The organism is Allobosea sp. 05T433, assembly GCF_056396065.1.
The window spans coordinates 177,128-193,322 of record NZ_JBFTKS010000001.1 but is presented as its reverse complement, the minus strand read 5'-3'; the positions used below and the strand labels follow the sequence as shown (position 1 = coordinate 193,322).

17 protein-coding genes are annotated in these 16,195 nt (G+C 65.2%); 6 read left to right on the top strand and 11 right to left on the bottom strand.

Annotated features, from left to right (window positions below; genetic code table 11):
* The first annotated feature begins 48 nt into the window (after window positions 1–48).
* Window positions 49–510: a DUF4126 domain-containing protein gene (locus AC1DGP_RS00855; protein ID WP_476831627.1), complete on the top strand. Its 462-nt coding sequence runs from the start codon at window positions 49–51 to the stop codon at window positions 508–510.
* Window positions 507–1,886: an FAD-containing oxidoreductase gene (locus AC1DGP_RS00850; RefSeq protein WP_476831626.1), complete on the top strand. Its 1,380-nt coding sequence runs from the start codon at window positions 507–509 to the stop codon at window positions 1,884–1,886. The genes AC1DGP_RS00855 and AC1DGP_RS00850 overlap by 4 nt, the downstream gene beginning before the upstream one ends.
* A gap of 2 nt (window positions 1,887–1,888) precedes the next feature.
* Here AC1DGP_RS00850 and AC1DGP_RS00845 read toward each other — a convergent pair whose 3' ends face one another.
* Complete coding sequence (locus AC1DGP_RS00845) at window positions 1,889–2,839, bottom strand: phosphoribosylaminoimidazolesuccinocarboxamide synthase (protein WP_476823555.1); 951 nt, start codon at window positions 2,837–2,839, stop codon at window positions 1,889–1,891.
* 166 nt (window positions 2,840–3,005) lie between these two features.
* Between AC1DGP_RS00845 and AC1DGP_RS00840 the strand changes: the two genes are divergently transcribed.
* Complete coding sequence (locus AC1DGP_RS00840; protein ID WP_476823554.1) at window positions 3,006–3,494, top strand: GAF domain-containing protein; 489 nt, start codon at window positions 3,006–3,008, stop codon at window positions 3,492–3,494.
* A gap of 43 nt (window positions 3,495–3,537) precedes the next feature.
* Here the strand turns inward: AC1DGP_RS00840 and AC1DGP_RS00835 are convergent, their stop codons facing one another.
* From AC1DGP_RS00835 to AC1DGP_RS00825, 3 genes are all read right to left on the bottom strand, one after another.
* Window positions 3,538–4,275, bottom strand: a complete 738-nt coding sequence (locus AC1DGP_RS00835; RefSeq protein WP_476823553.1) for a DUF2161 domain-containing phosphodiesterase — start codon at window positions 4,273–4,275, stop codon at window positions 3,538–3,540.
* Window positions 4,276–4,537: 262 nt separating this feature from the next.
* Window positions 4,538–5,308 (bottom strand): acid phosphatase, encoded by a 771-nt coding sequence (locus tag AC1DGP_RS00830; RefSeq protein ID WP_476823552.1) that lies wholly within the window; start codon window positions 5,306–5,308, stop codon window positions 4,538–4,540.
* A gap of 295 nt (window positions 5,309–5,603) precedes the next feature.
* Window positions 5,604–6,398 carry a bestrophin-like domain gene (locus AC1DGP_RS00825; protein WP_441493533.1) on the bottom strand — a complete coding sequence of 265 codons (795 nt, stop codon included), beginning with the start codon at window positions 6,396–6,398 and terminating at the stop codon, window positions 5,604–5,606.
* A 255-nt stretch (window positions 6,399–6,653) separates the two neighbouring features.
* On the opposite strand from AC1DGP_RS00825, the gene AC1DGP_RS00820 reads away from it, so the two are divergent.
* Genes AC1DGP_RS00820 through AC1DGP_RS00810 form a run of 3 tightly spaced genes read left to right on the top strand, consistent with a single transcriptional unit; the run spans window position 6,654 to window position 9,611 of the window.
* A complete protein-coding gene (locus AC1DGP_RS00820; RefSeq protein ID WP_441493532.1) occupies window positions 6,654–7,829 on the top strand; it encodes a M20 aminoacylase family protein in 1,176 nt (391 codons plus the stop codon).
* Window positions 7,830–7,842: 13 nt separating this feature from the next.
* Window positions 7,843–8,949, top strand: coding sequence for an NAD(P)/FAD-dependent oxidoreductase (locus AC1DGP_RS00815; RefSeq protein WP_441493531.1), 1,107 nt, complete (start codon window positions 7,843–7,845; stop codon window positions 8,947–8,949).
* A complete protein-coding gene (locus AC1DGP_RS00810; protein ID WP_441506097.1) occupies window positions 8,946–9,611 on the top strand; it encodes an IMP cyclohydrolase in 666 nt (221 codons plus the stop codon). The genes AC1DGP_RS00815 and AC1DGP_RS00810 overlap by 4 nt, the downstream gene beginning before the upstream one ends.
* Here the strand turns inward: AC1DGP_RS00810 and eda are convergent.
* From eda to AC1DGP_RS00775, 7 genes are all read right to left on the bottom strand, one after another.
* The gene (gene eda, locus AC1DGP_RS00805; RefSeq protein WP_441493529.1) at window positions 9,608–10,252 is read right to left on the bottom strand and encodes a bifunctional 4-hydroxy-2-oxoglutarate aldolase/2-dehydro-3-deoxy-phosphogluconate aldolase; all 645 of its coding nucleotides are present in this window, start codon (window positions 10,250–10,252) and stop codon (window positions 9,608–9,610) included. The two genes, AC1DGP_RS00810 and eda, sit on opposite strands and share 4 nt — an antisense overlap.
* Window positions 10,253–10,282: 30 nt before the next feature.
* On the bottom strand, window positions 10,283–10,972 hold the full coding sequence (pgl, locus tag AC1DGP_RS00800; RefSeq protein ID WP_441493528.1) for a 6-phosphogluconolactonase: 690 nt from the start codon (window positions 10,970–10,972) through the stop codon (window positions 10,283–10,285).
* Complete coding sequence (gene zwf, locus AC1DGP_RS00795; protein ID WP_476831625.1) at window positions 10,969–12,477, bottom strand: glucose-6-phosphate dehydrogenase; 1,509 nt, start codon at window positions 12,475–12,477, stop codon at window positions 10,969–10,971. The genes pgl and zwf overlap by 4 nt, the downstream gene beginning before the upstream one ends.
* 115 nt (window positions 12,478–12,592) lie before the next feature.
* Window positions 12,593–13,345, bottom strand: coding sequence for an ABC transporter ATP-binding protein (locus AC1DGP_RS00790; RefSeq protein ID WP_441493555.1), 753 nt, complete (start codon window positions 13,343–13,345; stop codon window positions 12,593–12,595).
* Window positions 13,346–13,347: 2 nt separating this feature from the next.
* A complete protein-coding gene (locus tag AC1DGP_RS00785; RefSeq protein WP_441493526.1) occupies window positions 13,348–14,223 on the bottom strand; it encodes an ABC transporter ATP-binding protein in 876 nt (291 codons plus the stop codon).
* Between the two features lies 1 nt (window position 14,224).
* On the bottom strand, window positions 14,225–15,130 hold the full coding sequence (gene nikC, locus AC1DGP_RS00780; protein ID WP_441493525.1) for a nickel transporter permease: 906 nt from the start codon (window positions 15,128–15,130) through the stop codon (window positions 14,225–14,227).
* 10 nt (window positions 15,131–15,140) lie between these two features.
* The gene (locus AC1DGP_RS00775) at window positions 15,141–16,187 is read right to left on the bottom strand and encodes an ABC transporter permease (protein ID WP_441493524.1); all 1,047 of its coding nucleotides are present in this window, start codon (window positions 16,185–16,187) and stop codon (window positions 15,141–15,143) included.
* Window positions 16,188–16,195 lie beyond the last annotated feature (8 nt).

Sequence of the window (16,195 nt, the reverse complement as noted above, 5' to 3'; positions counted from 1 at the left end):
AGCTAGCGTTGTCTTGGGCGGCGATACCCTGCCGTTCGAGGGAAGACCATGGCCGTCTTGCTCGCAGTGCTCATCGGGGTCGTGGCCGGGCTGCGCACCATGATGGCACCGGCCGCCGTCAGTTGGGCCGCCCATCTCGGCTGGATCAACCTCGGTGCCAGCCCCCTGGCCTTCCTGGGCTATGCCTGGACGCCCTGGATCCTGACCGCGCTGGCCATCGGCGAACTGATCACCGACAAGTTGCCGTCGACGGCGAGCCGCAAGGTCCCGACGCAGTTCGGCGGCCGCATCGTGACAGGCGCCCTGTCCGGCGCGGCCATCGGCGCCGCGGCCGGATCGCTCGCGCTTGGCGCGATCGCGGGCGCGGTTGGCGCCGTCGCCGGTACGCTTGGCGGGGCCGCAGTCCGGGCGGGCCTCGCAGGAGCTTTCGGTCGCGACAGGCCTGCCGCGCTGATCGAGGACGTGGTGGCGCTACTGGCCGCCTGGCTGATCGTGGTGGCCGCGCGATGAACCGGACTTTCGACGCCATCATCATCGGGGCCGGCCAGGCCGGACCTTCACTGGCAGGCCGGATGACCGGTGCCGGCCTGTCGGTTGCGATCGTCGAACGCCATCTCTTTGGCGGCACCTGCGTCAACACCGGCTGCATGCCGACCAAGACGCTGGTCGCCAGTGCCTATGCTGCGCATCTCGCGCGCCGTGGCGCCGAGTACGGCGTCATCCTGGATACGCCGCCGCGCATCGACATGCCGAAGGTCAAGGAGCGAGCCGCCCTCGTCTCCGCCAATTCGCGCCGCAATATCGAGACCTGGCTGTGCGGGATGAAGGGCTGCACCGTCCTCACCGGGCATGCGCGCTTCGAGAGCGCCGACCGGATGCGGGTGGGCGACGATGTAATCAGCGCACCCCGCATTTTCCTGAATGTCGGCGGGCGCGCCGTCGTGCCGGACATGCCCGGGATCGGCGACATCTCCTACCTGACCAACACCTCGATCCTTGGTCTCGACACGGTGCCGAAGCATCTCGTCGTCATCGGCGGCAGCTATATCGGCCTCGAATTCGCTCAGATGCACCGCCGCTTCGGTGCAGCCGTCACTGTTGTCGAGAAGGGTCCACATCTCGTGTCCCGCGAGGACGAAGAGGTTTCGGAGGCGATCCGCGATATCCTTGTCGCCGAAGGGATCGAGATCCGGACAGGCGCGGAGTGCATTCGATTCGCTCCCCACCCGGAGGGCATCGCGGTCGGCGTGGATTGCACTTCCGGCGAACCCGAGATCATCGGGTCACATGTCCTGCTTGCCGTCGGGCGCCGCCCGAACACCGACGATCTCGGTCTCGACAAGGCCGGGGTCGCAACGGATGCGCGAGGCTATATCGAGGTCGACGACAGCCTGGCGACCAATGTCCCCGGCATCTGGGCAATCGGCGACTGCAATGGCCGCGGCGCCTTCACGCACACGGCCTATAATGATTTCGAGATCGTCGCCGCCAATCTACTCGATGGAGAGACGCGCAAGGTCAGTGACCGCATCCCGGCCTATGGGCTCTTCATCGATCCGCCGCTCGGGCGGGTCGGCATGACGCTTGCCCAGGCGCACGCCAGCGGCCGGCCGTTGCTGGTTGGCCGCCGGCCGATGACGCGCGTCGGCCGCGCCATCGAGAAGGGCGAGACGCTTGGTTTCATGAGCGTCATTGCCGATGCCGAGACGCGCCGCATCCTCGGCGCTGCGATCCTCGGGACGAGCGGCGACGAGGCGATCCATGGGATCCTCGACATAATGAATGCGGGCGCGCCCTATGACAGGCTGCTGCGCGCTGTTCCGATCCATCCGACCGTATCGGAGCTCATCCCGACGATGCTAGGAGACATGCGCGCCCCAAACTGACCTCAGAAATAGCGCGCCAGGTTCCGGCGGATCCTATCCACCGGCGGCTCCTGGCCGGCAGGGGCCTCAAACGCCTGGCCCGTAATGGTCTCGAAGGCGCGGATATAGACCTGCGAGGTCTGCGCGACGAGCTCGTCCGGGATCTCGGGGATCGGCTCCTTGTAGGGATCGCAGCGTGCGGCGACCCAGTTGCGCACGAAATCCTTGTCAAAGCTCTCCGGCCGCTCTCCCTCCGCAAAGCGCGCCGGGTAGCTCTCGGCGAACCAGTAGCGGCTGCTATCGGGGGTATGGATCTCATCGGCCAGCATGATCCGGCCCTGCCGATCGGTACCGAACTCGTATTTGGTATCGGCAAGGATCAGCCCGCGTCCGTGCGCGATGTCCTGCCCCCGGGCGAACAGGGCCAGCGCGTAGCCGGACACCGTATCCCACTGTTCCTGGGTCAGGAGCTTGCTGCCGACGATCTCGTCCGGGGAAAGCGGCTCGTCATGGCCGCCGTCGAAGGCCTTGCTGGTCGGCGTGATGACGGCATGAGGAAGCGCCTCGTTGTCGCGCAGGCCATCCTGGAAACGGATGCCGTAGAGATCCCGCCTGCCCTGCTTGTACATGGTCAGCACCGACGTGCTGGTCGTGCCGGCGAGATAGCCGCGCACCACGATCTCGACGGGAAGGATATCGAGCTTCTGGCCGACGACGACGTTGGGGTCCGGATATTCCAGCACATGGTTCGGGCAGATATCCGCGGTCTTCTCGAACCAGAACCGGGCTGTCTGGGTCAGCACCTGCCCCTTGAAAGGAATGCAGGCGATAGCGCGATCGAAGGCGCTGAGGCGGTCCGTGGCGATCAGAATGCGGCGCCCGTCCGGCAGATCGTAATTCTCGCGGACCTTGCCCCGATAGTAGTTCGGCAGCTCCGGGATGACCGCTTCGCGAATGGGTTGAATCTCGGACATGGTGGACATCACTTCATCAAGGCGAGGAATCATGCAGGGAGAGAAACCCCGGCGCTGCGTTCCTTGTAGCCAAGTGGATCGATACGCACCATTGCGCTCTCGCTGTCGCCCCTGCGCGATGCTAGGGAGCACCATGACGAAGGGCGAGCGCCGGAGGTGAGCAGCCATGTTTCAGGCACAAGCAATCGCGAGCAGCGACAAGGCCGGCTTCTATCGCGAGCTGACCTCGCAGCTTGAGGGCCTGCTGGCGGGAGAAAGCGACCCGATCGCCAACGCGGCCAATACCTCGGCACTGCTGTTCCAGATGATGCCGGATCTGAACTGGGCCGGATTCTACATCATGCGGGACGGCGAGCTCGTGCTCGGGCCCTTTCAGGGCAAGCCGGCCTGTGTCCGCATTTCCGTCGGGCGCGGCGTCTGCGGAGCGGCGGTCGCCCGCCGGCAATCCATGCTGGTGGAAGACGTCCATGCGTTTCCTGGCCATATCGCCTGCGATGCAGCCTCGCGCTCGGAGCTGGTCGTGCCGCTGATCCGCGACGGTGAGGTGATCGGCGTGATCGATCTCGACAGCCCCCACCCCTCCCGCTTCGACAGCGCCGACCAAGCCGGAATCGAACGGATCGCCGGGATCTATCTCGCTGCGAGCGCCCGCTAGACCGATCCACCCTCCGGCTGCGGGCGGAAGCGCGATGCGCCAATCAGCAGGCCGCGGCGGAGAGGCTCTCGTTGGTGTCCGCCACCGGAGGCACGACTCCGTGCGGCCCAGGTGCGGGTGGGACCGGGGCCGGCGCTGCCACCCATCTCGCCAGAGCCGTGCGGCCGGCGTCGGTCAAGGCGTAGACGCCGCGATCGGCTCGCTCGAACCAGCCATAGACGTTGCGGTGCAGGATCTTCTGTGCGTCCGGGCATGACTGTTTGAGATCGCGCGGCCGCTGCGGGCCTGCCGTCATGGCTGCTGCGCAAGCGAGCGCCTGCTGCCGGTAGGCCGTCATGATCGGTGCGCGCGAACCGCCGCCTGCGACAGGGTCTCCCCGACGCCGCTTGTGCTCCTCCACGAGCTTCGAACGCCGCTTGGCATCCTTGCGCGGCGTCGCCGCGGCCGGGGAAACGAGGATATCGACGCGACCGGACAAAGCGACCCCGAGAAGGCCGAAACCGAGATGCCGGCACAGATTACGGTAGCGGGAATCGCTCTCGCGTCCCTTCCCCCGCGCCGACAACCGGGCTGCAAGCCAGATCTCGTCACCGAGCTTCATCCGGTCCACGCCCTGCAGGATGAGTTCGAGATTGAAGGTCAGTTTCAATTCTCCCACCACGACGACAGCCGGATCATCGCCCTTGAGACCAACAAGGTCGCAGCGCCCGACCTCACCCTTCACGGAATAGCCCAGGCCTTCGAGGAAGTGTTTGACCGGCAGATAGAGGGAAGTTTCCACGCGAGATCTCCGGTGCATTCCGATGCCGGACCGTTCCAGCAAGTCCGTAGCGCTGACCGCTACACMAAGGTGCAGCGGCGGTCGTTTCGGAATGGCAAACGGGAGGCAAGCCGGATGAGATCGACGGGCAGGCGTTCTGACCGCGGCACCTCAAAAGGCCGATGGCAACGCAAGGGGCAGCCCCCCTGTCCAGGCGGCCACCCCTTGGGAATTCGTCACCGCGTCGATCCCGAGACGGGACCGACCTGCCATGACGGCTGGATCAGTGCGCCAGTCGCAAGGCGCCGCGGATTTCGGACTTCGCTCCTTCGAGATCCCTTTGGAAATCGGGGTTCCGGTAGGCGAGAACCGCGATCATCGCGGCCATCTCCCGGCCCGCCTGGATGTCGCTTGGGTAGTGCACTCCGCCGATCACCCGGTTCTCGCCGAATTCGACGGCACGCCCGAAGATCGCCTCGCCCTTCTCCGGCACGATATCGGCCAACACGATCGCGGTGAGGTACGAGAATGCAGCGTGACCGCTCGGATAAGAGCCGCTGTTCGCATATTTGGCGACCGGCTTGAGACGAGCGTCCACCACCGGTGGCCGCTGGCGATCCCATTTTTCCTTGCCCTGCTTGTTGAAGGCGCTCTCCGTCTTGTAGACCTTCGTGAAGAATGCCGCCGCTTTCGGCAGTTTTTCGGCCGTGAATTCGGGTCCCATCACGTCGGCGAAGCGAAAGACGCTCTGCTCAAGGTCCGCGACCGACCGCTCGGCTTGTTCGGCTGTTCGCTTCTCCTGCAGGCTTAGCATGATCTCGAGCTCCCGCCGGGTCGTATCCGCTGATGGCGGCGGCGCCATGAACCGGGTCGTGTCGAGTTGCTCCGGCGACACATAGTATTTGCTGCTCTGGACCTCCGCGCCGGCATAGCCAATCGCAAGAAGCGTAAGTCCGAGAGTCAGGCCCGCGAGTCTTTTCATCTTGTTGTCTCCCGATAAGCGTTTCTTCCCTGCTGCGGGAAGCAAGGCCGCGCAGCGCTCGATGCTGATCAAGAAACACGCCAGTCGTGCCCGCACCGCATGACCGCAATAGAATCAGAGGGTTGTCACGATTTCGGCGCCGAGCGGCGCGGGTAGTGTCAGGGAACGATGAGTAAAACCCGTAACATCGGCCGCGAGCATGGGTCATCGAAGATACCTCCTTGCAGCGCGGCCACTGATGCAGCCGGCAGCAAGAGGCGCCGGCATCCCCGGCAAAAGGACAGCAATCTGGCCCTACGTCATTCGTCGCCTCGCCCCCAAGCGAAGGCATCGACGACAACACTCGCACGAAATGAAGGTGAGCTGCCTACCGGCTCATGGCCTCGAACACATTGCGCATCGATGTGCTTGGGATGCCGAACAGGCCGCCATAGGGCGAGTTCAGGTCAACGATCACGAACATCACGCTCGATATCGAAACCACACCGATCGCCAGGACGATGGCGGCCAGCAGCTTGCGGGGGACCTGCAGGCCGAAGCTGACGAAGACCAGCATCAGCCAGAACGTCAGGACGTTCGTGAACAGCCGCGACGCCGGGTCCCTCGCATCTTCAATCACCGCCCAACGACGTTGTTGCAGGCTCATGAAATTCGCACGGCATTCCGTAGCCAGGTTCGCATGCAACCCGTCGACAGGGGCGAGGCCATTGATCTCGAGGCCGATCTGATTGACCAGCACGCTGAGCGTCGGGCTTTCCCCGTGGCGTCCCATGGTGCTGGGATCAGGATAGGCAATGCCGGTCGGCCTTTCCTCGTCGGGCCAGGTGCTCGCGATCACCGCGGCGGTATAGCTCCGGAGATTCTCGCGGGCCTTCTCAGCCCCCGGGCCGAAATTGCGCAGGCACTGATCGAGCTGGGCCAGTTGCCCGGCATCCGCGTTCCTGTCCCGGTACGCCATGTCGAACGCGCTCTTCACGCTCGACAGCTGCAGGCTGAGGACAAGCGCCGCAAAGGTAACGAGGAGGCTCGTGATCAGCCGCAGCGCTTCCATGTTCCTTTCGGTCAGGTGCTCCTCGGGCAACCGGCTCCGCAGCAGGAGGCCGAACACCGCGGCTGCGCTGAGCAGCGAGCAGAACGTGAAGGCTGAAAGCCACTCCACCATGACAGATCCTGCTCTCCTGGAAGCCCGCGACACGGACACATGCAGTCATCTCGACCGCGAGAACGATCTGCCGCCGACACCAGCCATCGATCCAGAATGATGCGAGGATTGCAACCATACGCGGTCGCGACGCCATTCCTCCGCTTCTGCCCCCTCATGCCGCAATCGGCTTGGACAGACCCGGTCGGACCGCGCTAGCTTGCATGACTTGGCAACCCGATTTCTGCCAACCTTCCCTCTCTGCCCGAGGACATGATGCCGAAGTCCGAACTCATCGCGGCGCTGACGCCCGAGCTCACCGCGATCCGTCGCGATTTTCACCGCCATCCCGAACTGCTCTTCGACGTGCATCGCACGGCGGGCATCGTTGCCGAAAAGCTCAGGGCCTGGGGCGTCGACGAGGTGGTGACAGGCATTGGCCAGACCGGCGTCGTCGGCGTGATCAAGGGCAAGCGCCAGGGTTCCGGCAAGGTAATCGGCCTGCGTGCCGACATGGATGCTTTGCCGATCCACGAGGAAACCAATCTCGAGCACCGCTCGACCGTGCCCGGCAAGATGCATGCCTGCGGTCATGACGGCCACACCACCATGCTGCTCGGCGCCGCGAAATATCTCGCCGAGACCCGCGATTTCGACGGCACCGCGGTCGTGATCTTCCAGCCGGCAGAAGAAGGCGGCGGCGGGGCCAAGGTGATGTGCGATGAGGGCCTGATGGAGCGCTTCGGCGTGCAGGAGGTCTATGGGCTGCACAACAAGCCTGGCATGGCGATCGGTCAATTCTGCATCCGCAAGGGCCCGCTGATGGCCGCTGCCGATCGCTTCCTGATCAAGATCGAGGGCAAGGGTGGCCATGCCGCCGCGCCGCACGACACCAAGGATCCGGTGGTTGCCGCCTGCCAGCTCGTGACCGCGCTGCAGACTGTCGCCTCGCGCAATGCCGACCCGCTCGATTCTGTCGTGGTCTCGGCGACAGCGATCAATGCCGGCGAAGCGTTCAACGTCATTCCGCAGACCGTCGAGATCAAGGGCTCGGTCCGGACGCTAACGCCTGCCATGCGCGACCTCGCCCAGAAGCGCATCCTCGAGATCGCCGACGGGCTGGCGAAGGCGTTCGATCTCAAATGCGACGTCGACTACGACCGCGGCTACCCGGTGACCTTCAATCACGCCGGGCAGACGGATTTCGTGACCAGCGCCACGCGGAACGTTTTCGGCAAGGACGCGATCGACACCGAGATCCCGCCGGTCATGGGGTCGGAGGATTTCTCCTTCATGCTCGAGGAGCGCCCCGGCGCCTATATCTTCATGGGCAATGGTGACTCGGCTGGCCTGCACCACCCGGCCTATGAGTTCAACGATGCGGCGATCCCGGTCGGGGTGACCTATTGGGCGAGCCTCGTCGAGATCGCCATGCCGCCGCGCGCAGCCTGATCGCAGGATCACGATGGCCGATATCGATTGCCTCGTCATCGGGGCCGGCGTCGTCGGCCTCGCAACGGCGCGCGCGCTTGCGCTCGCCGGACGCGAGGTCGTGATCGCCGAGGCCGCCGACGGCATTGGCACTCAGACCTCCGCGCGCAACAGCGAGGTCATCCATGCCGGGATCTACTACCCGCCCGGCTCGCTCAAGGCGCAGGTCTGCGTCGAGGGCCGTAAGCAGCTTTATCGCTATCTCGGCGAGCGCGGCCTGCCGCACAAAGCCTGCGGCAAGCTGATCGTCGCGACAGCTTCGGGCCAGCGCCCGGCACTGGAAACGATCGCGGCGCGCGCGAAAGCCTCGGGCGTGGACTCGCTGCGCTATCTCGACACCGCCGAAGCGCGGGCGCACGAGCCCGAGGTCGCCTGCGAGATCGCGCTGTTCTCGCCAGAGACCGGCGTGGTCGACAGCCACGCCTTCATGCTCTCTCTGCTTGGAGAGTGCGAAGCTGCAGGCGGCTCGCTGGCCCTGAATACGCCCATCACCGGCTGGCGCCGCGAGGGCGAGGCGTTCAGCGTCGATTTCGGCGGCGACGATCCCGCAACCTATTCGGTCCGCAGCATCGTCAATTCGGCCGGCCACGGCGCGCCCCGCCTTCTCGGCAGGCTCGACGGCTTTCCTGCCGCCTATGTGCCAAAGCAGTCTTTCGCCAAGGGCAACTACTTCGCACTGCTGGGGAAGCAGCCCTTCTCGCATCTGGTCTACCCGATCCCTGAAGCAGCCGGGCTCGGCATCCATGCCACGATCGACATGGCCGGGCGGGTCAAGTTCGGCCCGGATGTCGAATGGGTGGATGACGACCAGGATCTGGTCGTCGACCCGGCCCGGGCCGAGCGATTCTACGCGGCGATCCGAACCTACTGGCCCGGTCTGCAGGACGGGGCGCTGGTCGCGGATTATGCCGGTATCCGGCCGAAGCTGCACGGACCGACGGAGCCGATGCCTGATTTCCGCATCGACGGACCGGCCATCCATGGCGTACCCGGACTGGTCAACCTGCTCGGGATCGAGAGCCCCGGGCTGACGTCCTCGCTCGCGATCGCAGAGCTGGTGGTGGACAGGCTGCCGGCATGACGGAGGGCGTTTCACGCTATGTCGGCCGCATCATTGCAGTCGGCAGAACGCCTCTCGGAGACTTGGTTTCGGCATACCGCGTTTCGAGCAGATCGTTTCCGAACAGAGTTGCAGAGCGCTCTGGCAACGCGATCCGGATCGTGCCGCGTGCGAACAGCGCCGACGCGGCATCGGAGAGCCCCTACATCGCCTATGAAAGTCTACTCTGGACCGAGCGCTACGTCGTCGCGAGCAATGGCACCCAAACCCGACCCATTTTCGAGCGGTTGCGGGCGGGTCACACGGTAAGAGATGCGCTGATCGGGGTGCTTTCCGGCCTCGACCGGGAGTTCGATGCGCATGATACGCCACGCATCTGTTCGGTGCTCGATCTCGCCAATGACACGGCTTATCTCGGAAGCATCACGGCGGAAGCGCTGTCTGTGACGCCGGTGCATATAGCTCCGGGGCAGGCGACCTACATCACGACCTATGGATCGCCCCTGGCGGCAGCCGACAGGGTGGATCCGCACTTCACCGCAAGGACGGCCGAGGACGCCTGCCAGCATGTCGTGGGTGGATCAATCTTCGCCCACCTCGACAGCCCGGTCTGCTCTGCGGCGCTTCATGCCGGAAAGTCCGGGCTGGAGGCAGCCGTCTTCAACATCAGGGATGACGCTTAGCCGCGGATCGCCTTCACGGCTTCCCGCGCTTCCCTGGCAAGCTCAGTCACACGCGCCCAGTCGCGTTTCGCAACCGCATCCGCCGGCACGAGCCAGGATCCTCCGACGCAGATCACCTGCGGCAGGGCAAGGTAATCGGCGAGATTGGCGAGGCTGACACCGCCGGTCGGGCAGAACTTCAGCTGCGGGAAGGGTCCGGACAACGCCTTCAGCGCCGGCGTGCCGCCCGCCTGCTCTGCCGGGAAGAACTTGCAGGTGATCCGTCCGGCCGAGACCGCGCGCATGCAGTCGGACGCCGTCGCCACGCCAGGCAACCAGGGCAGCCCCGCCGCGCGCATCGCCTCGTCCACCGCCTCGCTGAAGCCTGGGCTGACCACAGCCTGCGCGCCCACCCGCTTGACCTCTGCGACCTGCAAGGGCGTCACGACCGTACCGGCAACCGAAAGGATTTCCGGCACCTCGTGGGCGATCCTCTCGAGCGCGGCCAGTGCAGCAGGGCGGCGCAGCGTGACCTCGATCACGTCGATGCCACCCGCAAGCAGCGCCCGGGCCAGCGGGACCGCGACCTCGGCCTCGTCGATCACGACGACCGGGACAACGCCACAGGCCTTGAGGCGTGCAATTTCGGGTTCGCCTGACATTGGCTCGATCTCCTCGCTGAGCACCTTCGCTTAAGCCCTGGCCCAGTAAACGTCGAGCCCCTGCGGCCGTCGCAGCAGGATGCCGACCGGATAGGCCGCCGGAAGGGCCTGAGCCGTCGCCAGCGTCGTTTCCTTCTCCTTGCCGGCAATGAGCAGGGTTGCCCAACCTGCCTTCGCGATTCGCGCGGCCGAGAGTGAGATGCGAGGTGGCAGGCCGGGCGGACGGGCTGCGACTGCGTGGATTGCGTCGTCGCTGCGCGTAGCTGCAGCGTCGCCTGGAAAGAGCGAGGCGATGTGCCCATCGGCGCCCATGCCACTGACCAGGATGTCAATCGCAGGCAGGCGCGAGAGCACGGCATCGAGGCTACGCGCTGCCGCGGCGAGATCGTCGCCGGCATTGTGGAAGGACACGAAGCTGGCCCGTTCGTCACGCAAAGGGGAGAAGGCGTCCCGGATCATGCGCTCGTTCGAGGCGGCATCGTCCGGCGCGACGAAGCGCTCGTCGGTCGGCATCAGGGTAACCCTGTCCCAGGCGAGGTCGTGCGCGCCGAGTGCCGCAAGAAAACGTGCCGGCGTAGTACCGCCGGGGACCGCGAGCAACGCGCCCCCGCGGGCGGCTATGGCGGCACGCAGKCGCACTGCGACAGCTTCGGCCAGCGCTTCCGATGCGCCGGCCAACGTCTCGAAACGATGCCAGGAGAGCGGCCCCACCGCGCTCATTCCATCAGTTCCGGGTCGGCCCAGGATCGCCCTTCGCGCTCGATCAGACCGATCGCCTGAGACGGCCCCCAGGAGCCGGCGGCATAGCGATGCGGCTGCGGATAGTACTCCTGCCAGCCGGCAATGATCGGATCGATCCAGGCCCAGGCCTGCTCGACCTCGTCACGGCGCATGAACAGGGTCTGGTCGCCGCGGATCACATCGGTGAGCAGCCGCTCATAGGCGTCAGGTGAGCGCACGCCGAAGGCGGTGTCGTAGCGCAGATCGAGCTGGCGCGGGACGATCTTGAGCTTGCCGGAGCCTGGCACCTTCATCATCAGCTGCATCTGCACGCCATCATTGGGCTGCAGGCGGATGATCAGGCGATTGGCATCGAGCCGCCCACAATCGGCAGCGCTTCCGAAGATCGAGTGCGGCACCGGCTTGAAGGTGACGGCGATCTCGGAATAGCGCTGCGCCATGCGCTTTCCGGTGCGCAGATAGATCGGGACGCCGGCCCAGCGCCAGGTTTCGAGTTCGCAGCGGATCGCGACGAAGGTTTCGGTGTTGCTGGCATGGCCGAGTTCCTCGGCATAACCATGGACGCGAGCGCCACCGCTGACGCCCTGGCCATATTGCCCGCGCACGGTCGCCCGCAGCACATCGGGGCCGACGATCGGCTTGAGAGCCTTCAGAACCCTGACCTTCTCGTCGCGGACGGCATCGGCTTCCAGCAGGTTCGGCGGCTCGATCGCAAACAGGCAGAGCAGCTGCAGCACGTGGTTCTGCACCATGTCACGCAGGTGTCCGGCCTTGTCGTAATAGCCGGCGCGCGACTCGAGGCCGACCGTCTCGGCAACCGTGATCTGGACATTGTCGATGTCGCGACTCGACCAGGAGCGTTCGAACAGGGTGTTGGCGAAGCGCAGTACCAGAAGGTTCTGGACCGTCTCCTTGCCGAGATAATGATCGATCCGGTAGGTGCGGCTTTCCGGAAGGATCCTTGCCACGGCGTCGTTGATCTCGCGGGCGGAGGCGAGATCCCGCCCCAGGGGCTTTTCGAGAATGACGCGCGAGGTCGGCGTCAGGATGCCGGCACTGGCGAGGTTCTCGCAGATCGGGATAAAAAGTTCGGGCGGCGTCGAGAGATAGAAGGAGCGCACACGCTCCGAATCGCCGAGCTCCTGCCGCAGGCCGGCATAGGTCTCCGGCTTCAGCGCATCGACCTGGACCACGGAGAGCCTGCGCAGGAATGTCTCGATCCTGGCGGCGGAAAGCCCCTCCTCGGTGAGCTTCCGGCTGATCTCGCCGGGCAGTCCGGCGACATCCTCGCTCTTGCGCACCATCGCCAGGATGCGGCTTTCCTCCGGCAGAACGCCTTCCTGATTGCGCTGGGCCAGCGCCGGAAAGAGTTTGCGCAGGGCCAGATCGCCGCTGGCACCGAAGATCACGAGATCGAAGGGCGGGACCGGAGTGCGCTCCGGCGCAGCTTCGAGCTTTACGACATGATCGGCGACGGCATCCATGGGCATACACACTCCGCAGCAGCGAATACGGGCCAAGCTAGCCGATCGCTGCGACGAGAGTTAGACGGTTTTGGCGCTCCACCCAAGCAGGCAGGACGCGCAACCGCCCTGCCGCTCAGGCGGTCTGGCGGCGGAAGCCTTCGCTCGCGATCAGCAATTGCTGGGCATAGGTCGTCTGCGGCGAGCGCGCCGCCAGCGTCTCGGCCGTCATCTCCTCGACGCCACGGCCGAACTGCATGACCAGCAGCCGCTCGCACATATGAGCAACGACCGCGAGATCGTGGCTGACCAGGATATAGGTCAGATTGCGCTCCTTGCGCAGCGCCTGGAGCAGGTTCAGCACCTCTGCCTGGATCGAGACGTCGAGCGCTGAAGTCGGCTCGTCGAGCAGCAGGATCTTCGGTTCGAGCACCAGTGCGCGCGCAATCGCCACGCGCTGGCGCTGGCCACCGGAGAGCTGGTGCGGGAAGCGGAAACGGAACGAATTCGGCAGCCCGACATCCTTCATGGCGCGTTCGATGCGCGCCTCGGCATCGTCGATGCCGTGAATGGCCAGTGGCTCGGCCAGCGTATCGTCGACCGTCTTCTTCGGGTGGAGGCTGCCATAAGGGTCCTGGAAGACCATCTGCACGGCGCGATAGAAGGCCTTGTCGCGAACCTTGGGCTGCTTGCTGCCCAGGATCGTGACGTCACCACTCCATTCGCGGTTCAGGCCGGCGAGGACACGCAGCACGGTCGACTTGCCCGAGCCGGATTCACCGACGATGCCGTAGCTCTCGCCGGATGCAACCGAGAAGGAGAGGTCCTTCACGACATGGGAATCGCCGAAGGAGACGTTCAGCTTCTCGACAATGATGGCGGGGTTCATGTTCATGCCAGCCATGCCGGGTCACGTTTCAGGGTGGCGAGCTTGTCCTTGCGATGATCGAGATCCGGCAGGCAGTCGAGCAGGCCGAGCGTATAGGGATGGCGATGGGCGCGTGCGCTCTCGTCGGCAAGTTCGGCGGCCGGCAGCGTCTCCATCGCCTTGCCGCCGTACATGACGATGACGCGGTCGCAGAAGGACTGCACGAGATGCAGGTCGTGGCTGATGAAGATCAGCCCCATGCCGCGGCTGGTGACGAGGTCGTCGAGGATCTTCAGCACCTGCAACTGCACGGTGACGTCGAGGGCCGACGTGGGCTCGTCGGCGATCAGGATGTCGGGTTCGGCGATCAGCATCATCGCGATCATCACGCGCTGCCCCATGCCGCCCGAGACTTCGTGCGGGTAGAGATCGTAGACGCGTGCCGGCTCGCGGATCTGGACCGCTTCCAGCATGGTGAGGCTGCGTTCCCTGGCCTCACGCGAACTCGCCTTGTGATGGACGCGATAGGCTTCGGCGATCTGCTCGCCCACGGTCTTCACCGGATTGAGCGAGAATTTCGGGTCCTGCATCACCATCGAGATATGGCGGCCGCGCAGCTTGCGGCGCGCGCCCTTGTCCATCGTCAGCAGGTTCTGCCCGCGATAGACGAGCTTGTCGGCCTGAACCTCGCCGGGATGGGGGATGAGGTCGAGAATGGCGCGGCCGGTCATCGACTTGCCGGAGCCGGACTCGCCGACAATGCCGAGCCGTTCGCGGCCGAGCGTGAAGGAAAGCCCGCGCACGGCGCGGACAATGCCGGTCGCGGTGTGGAAATTGACCCGCAGATTGTCGAGTTCGAGCAGCGGCTGTTCGATCGGGCTATCTGGTGCGCGCATCATCTCACCTCGCATCCATGACGTCGCGCAGGCCATCGCCCAGCAGATTGAAGCCGAGCGCGACAACGCAGATGGCTAGGCCGGGGAAGGTCGCGACCCACCACTGGTCGAAGATCTGCTCGCGGCCGGCTGAGATCATCGCGCCCCATTCCGGGATCGGCGGCTGCGCGCCAAGGCCGAGGAAGCCGAGCCCGGCAGCGGTCAGGATGATGCCGGCCATGTCGAGCGTGGACCGCACGATCAGGGATGGCAGGCACATCGGCACGACATGCCTGAGTACGATCCGCCATTGCGACGCCCCCTGCAGCCGGACCGCGGAGATGTAGTCCTGGTTGCGGATGATCAGTGTCTCGGCGCGGGCGACGCGCGCATAAGGCGGCCAGGCCGTGAACGCGATCGCGATGACCGCATTTTCAAGTCCGGGGCCGAGTGCCGCAACGAAAGCGAGCGCGAGCACCAGGCGCGGGAAAGCCAGGAAGACGTCGGTGATGCGCATCAGGACGCGATCGACCCAGCCGCCGAGATAACCTGCAGCAGCGCCGATCAGGAGGCCGATCGGCCCCACGGTGATGACGACGAGCAGCACGATGACAAGCGTGACGCGCGAGCCGTAGACGACCCGGCTGAAGATATCCCGGCCGAGTGAATCCGTGCCGAACCAGTTCGTTGCCGACGGCGGCAGCAGGCGCTTGTCGAGGGCCTGCGCCAGCGGATCATAGGGCGCGAGCAGCGGCGCGAAGGCTGCAGCAAGTAGCAGCAGCAGGACGATGGTCAGCCCGATGACGGCTGCGGGGTTGCGCCGGAACGCGAGCCATTGCCGGTAATACTGGCCAAGCCGTGCCTGACGGCGCGACGCGGGGGAATCGGTGATGAGCCAGGCGGCCCAGCCGGACGAAGTCTGTTCGGTCATGGCCATGTCCTCAGCGCGCCCGCGGATCGGCCAGGCGGCCAATGATGTCGGAGAACAGATTGACACCGATGAAGACCGCGCCAACCACCAGCGTGCCGCCGAGCACGGCGTTCATGTCGGCATTGAGAAGGGAATTGGTGATGTAACGACCGAGGCCGGGCCAGGCGAAGATGGTCTCGGTCAGCACCGAACCTTCGAGCAGGTGCATGTAGGAGAGTGCGATCACCGTCACGAGCGGCACGACGGCGTTGCGCAGGGCATGGCCCCAGATGACCTGCCACTCCGACACGCCCTTGACCCGGGCGGCGATGACATATTGCTGCTGCAGCTCGTTGATCATGAAGCTGCGCGTCATGCGGCTGATATAGGCGACGCTCAGCAGGCCCAGGACGGAGGCCGGCAGGATCAGATGGGAGAAAGCGTCCCAGAACGCATCCCACTCACCTTGCATGGCGGCATCGAGCATGATCACGCCGGTGATCGGCGTCACGAAATCCTGATACGCCACCGAAATACGCCCGGGTCCGCTGACCCATCCGAGCTTGGCGTAGAACAGCAGAAGACCCATGAGGCCAAGCCAGAAGACCGGGATCGAATAGCCGATCAAGCCGATGACGCGGGCGATCTGGTCGGGCCAGCGGCCCTGGTGGACGGCAGCGACGATGCCAAGCGGCACGCCGAGCATGATGCCGATCAGCGTGCCCAGCGTCGCCAGCTCGAGCGTCGCCGGGAAGACGGTCTTGATGTCGTCGACCACGGTGTTCGAGGTCAGTACGGAGCGCCCGAGATCGCCGGTGAAGACCTTGCCGATATAAATACCGAATTGCTGCCAGAGCGGCTTGTCGAGGCCGAGGTCCAGCCGCGCCTTGTCGTAGACATCGGCGGGAGCGCGATCACCGACCACGGCGAGCACCGGGTCGATCGGCATCACGCGCGCGATCAGGAAGGTGACGAGCAGAAGCCCGAACATCGTGATGGCGACCGTGCTGAACTCTCGCCCGGCAATCTTGCCCCAGCGACCCGATTTGCCCGCCCATGTCTCGCGCGATGACGCCATGCAACCAA

What these genes read in the sequence shown, in the direction of transcription:
- AC1DGP_RS00855 (WP_476831627.1), top strand. Translation starts at nt 49, where the DNA reads ATGGCCGTCTTGCTCGCAGTGCTCATCGGGGTCGTGGCCGGGCTGCGC.
- AC1DGP_RS00850 (WP_476831626.1), top strand. Translation starts at nt 507, where the DNA reads ATGAACCGGACTTTCGACGCCATCATCATCGGGGCCGGCCAGGCCGGA.
- AC1DGP_RS00845 (WP_476823555.1), bottom strand. Translation starts at nt 2,839, where the DNA reads ATGTCCGAGATTCAACCCATTCGCGAAGCGGTCATCCCGGAGCTGCCG.
- AC1DGP_RS00840 (WP_476823554.1), top strand. Translation starts at nt 3,006, where the DNA reads ATGTTTCAGGCACAAGCAATCGCGAGCAGCGACAAGGCCGGCTTCTAT.
- AC1DGP_RS00825 (WP_441493533.1), bottom strand. Translation starts at nt 6,398, where the DNA reads ATGGTGGAGTGGCTTTCAGCCTTCACGTTCTGCTCGCTGCTCAGCGCA.
- AC1DGP_RS00820 (WP_441493532.1), top strand. Translation starts at nt 6,654, where the DNA reads ATGCCGAAGTCCGAACTCATCGCGGCGCTGACGCCCGAGCTCACCGCG.
- AC1DGP_RS00815 (WP_441493531.1), top strand. Translation starts at nt 7,843, where the DNA reads ATGGCCGATATCGATTGCCTCGTCATCGGGGCCGGCGTCGTCGGCCTC.
- AC1DGP_RS00810 (WP_441506097.1), top strand. Translation starts at nt 8,946, where the DNA reads ATGACGGAGGGCGTTTCACGCTATGTCGGCCGCATCATTGCAGTCGGC.
- eda (WP_441493529.1), bottom strand. Translation starts at nt 10,252, where the DNA reads ATGTCAGGCGAACCCGAAATTGCACGCCTCAAGGCCTGTGGCGTTGTC.
- zwf (WP_476831625.1), bottom strand. Translation starts at nt 12,477, where the DNA reads ATGGATGCCGTCGCCGATCATGTCGTAAAGCTCGAAGCTGCGCCGGAG.
- AC1DGP_RS00790 (WP_441493555.1), bottom strand. Translation starts at nt 13,345, where the DNA reads ATGAACCCCGCCATCATTGTCGAGAAGCTGAACGTCTCCTTCGGCGAT.
- AC1DGP_RS00785 (WP_441493526.1), bottom strand. Translation starts at nt 14,223, where the DNA reads ATGATGCGCGCACCAGATAGCCCGATCGAACAGCCGCTGCTCGAACTC.
- nikC (WP_441493525.1), bottom strand. Translation starts at nt 15,130, where the DNA reads ATGACCGAACAGACTTCGTCCGGCTGGGCCGCCTGGCTCATCACCGAT.
- AC1DGP_RS00775 (WP_441493524.1), bottom strand. Translation starts at nt 16,187, where the DNA reads ATGGCGTCATCGCGCGAGACATGGGCGGGCAAATCGGGTCGCTGGGGC.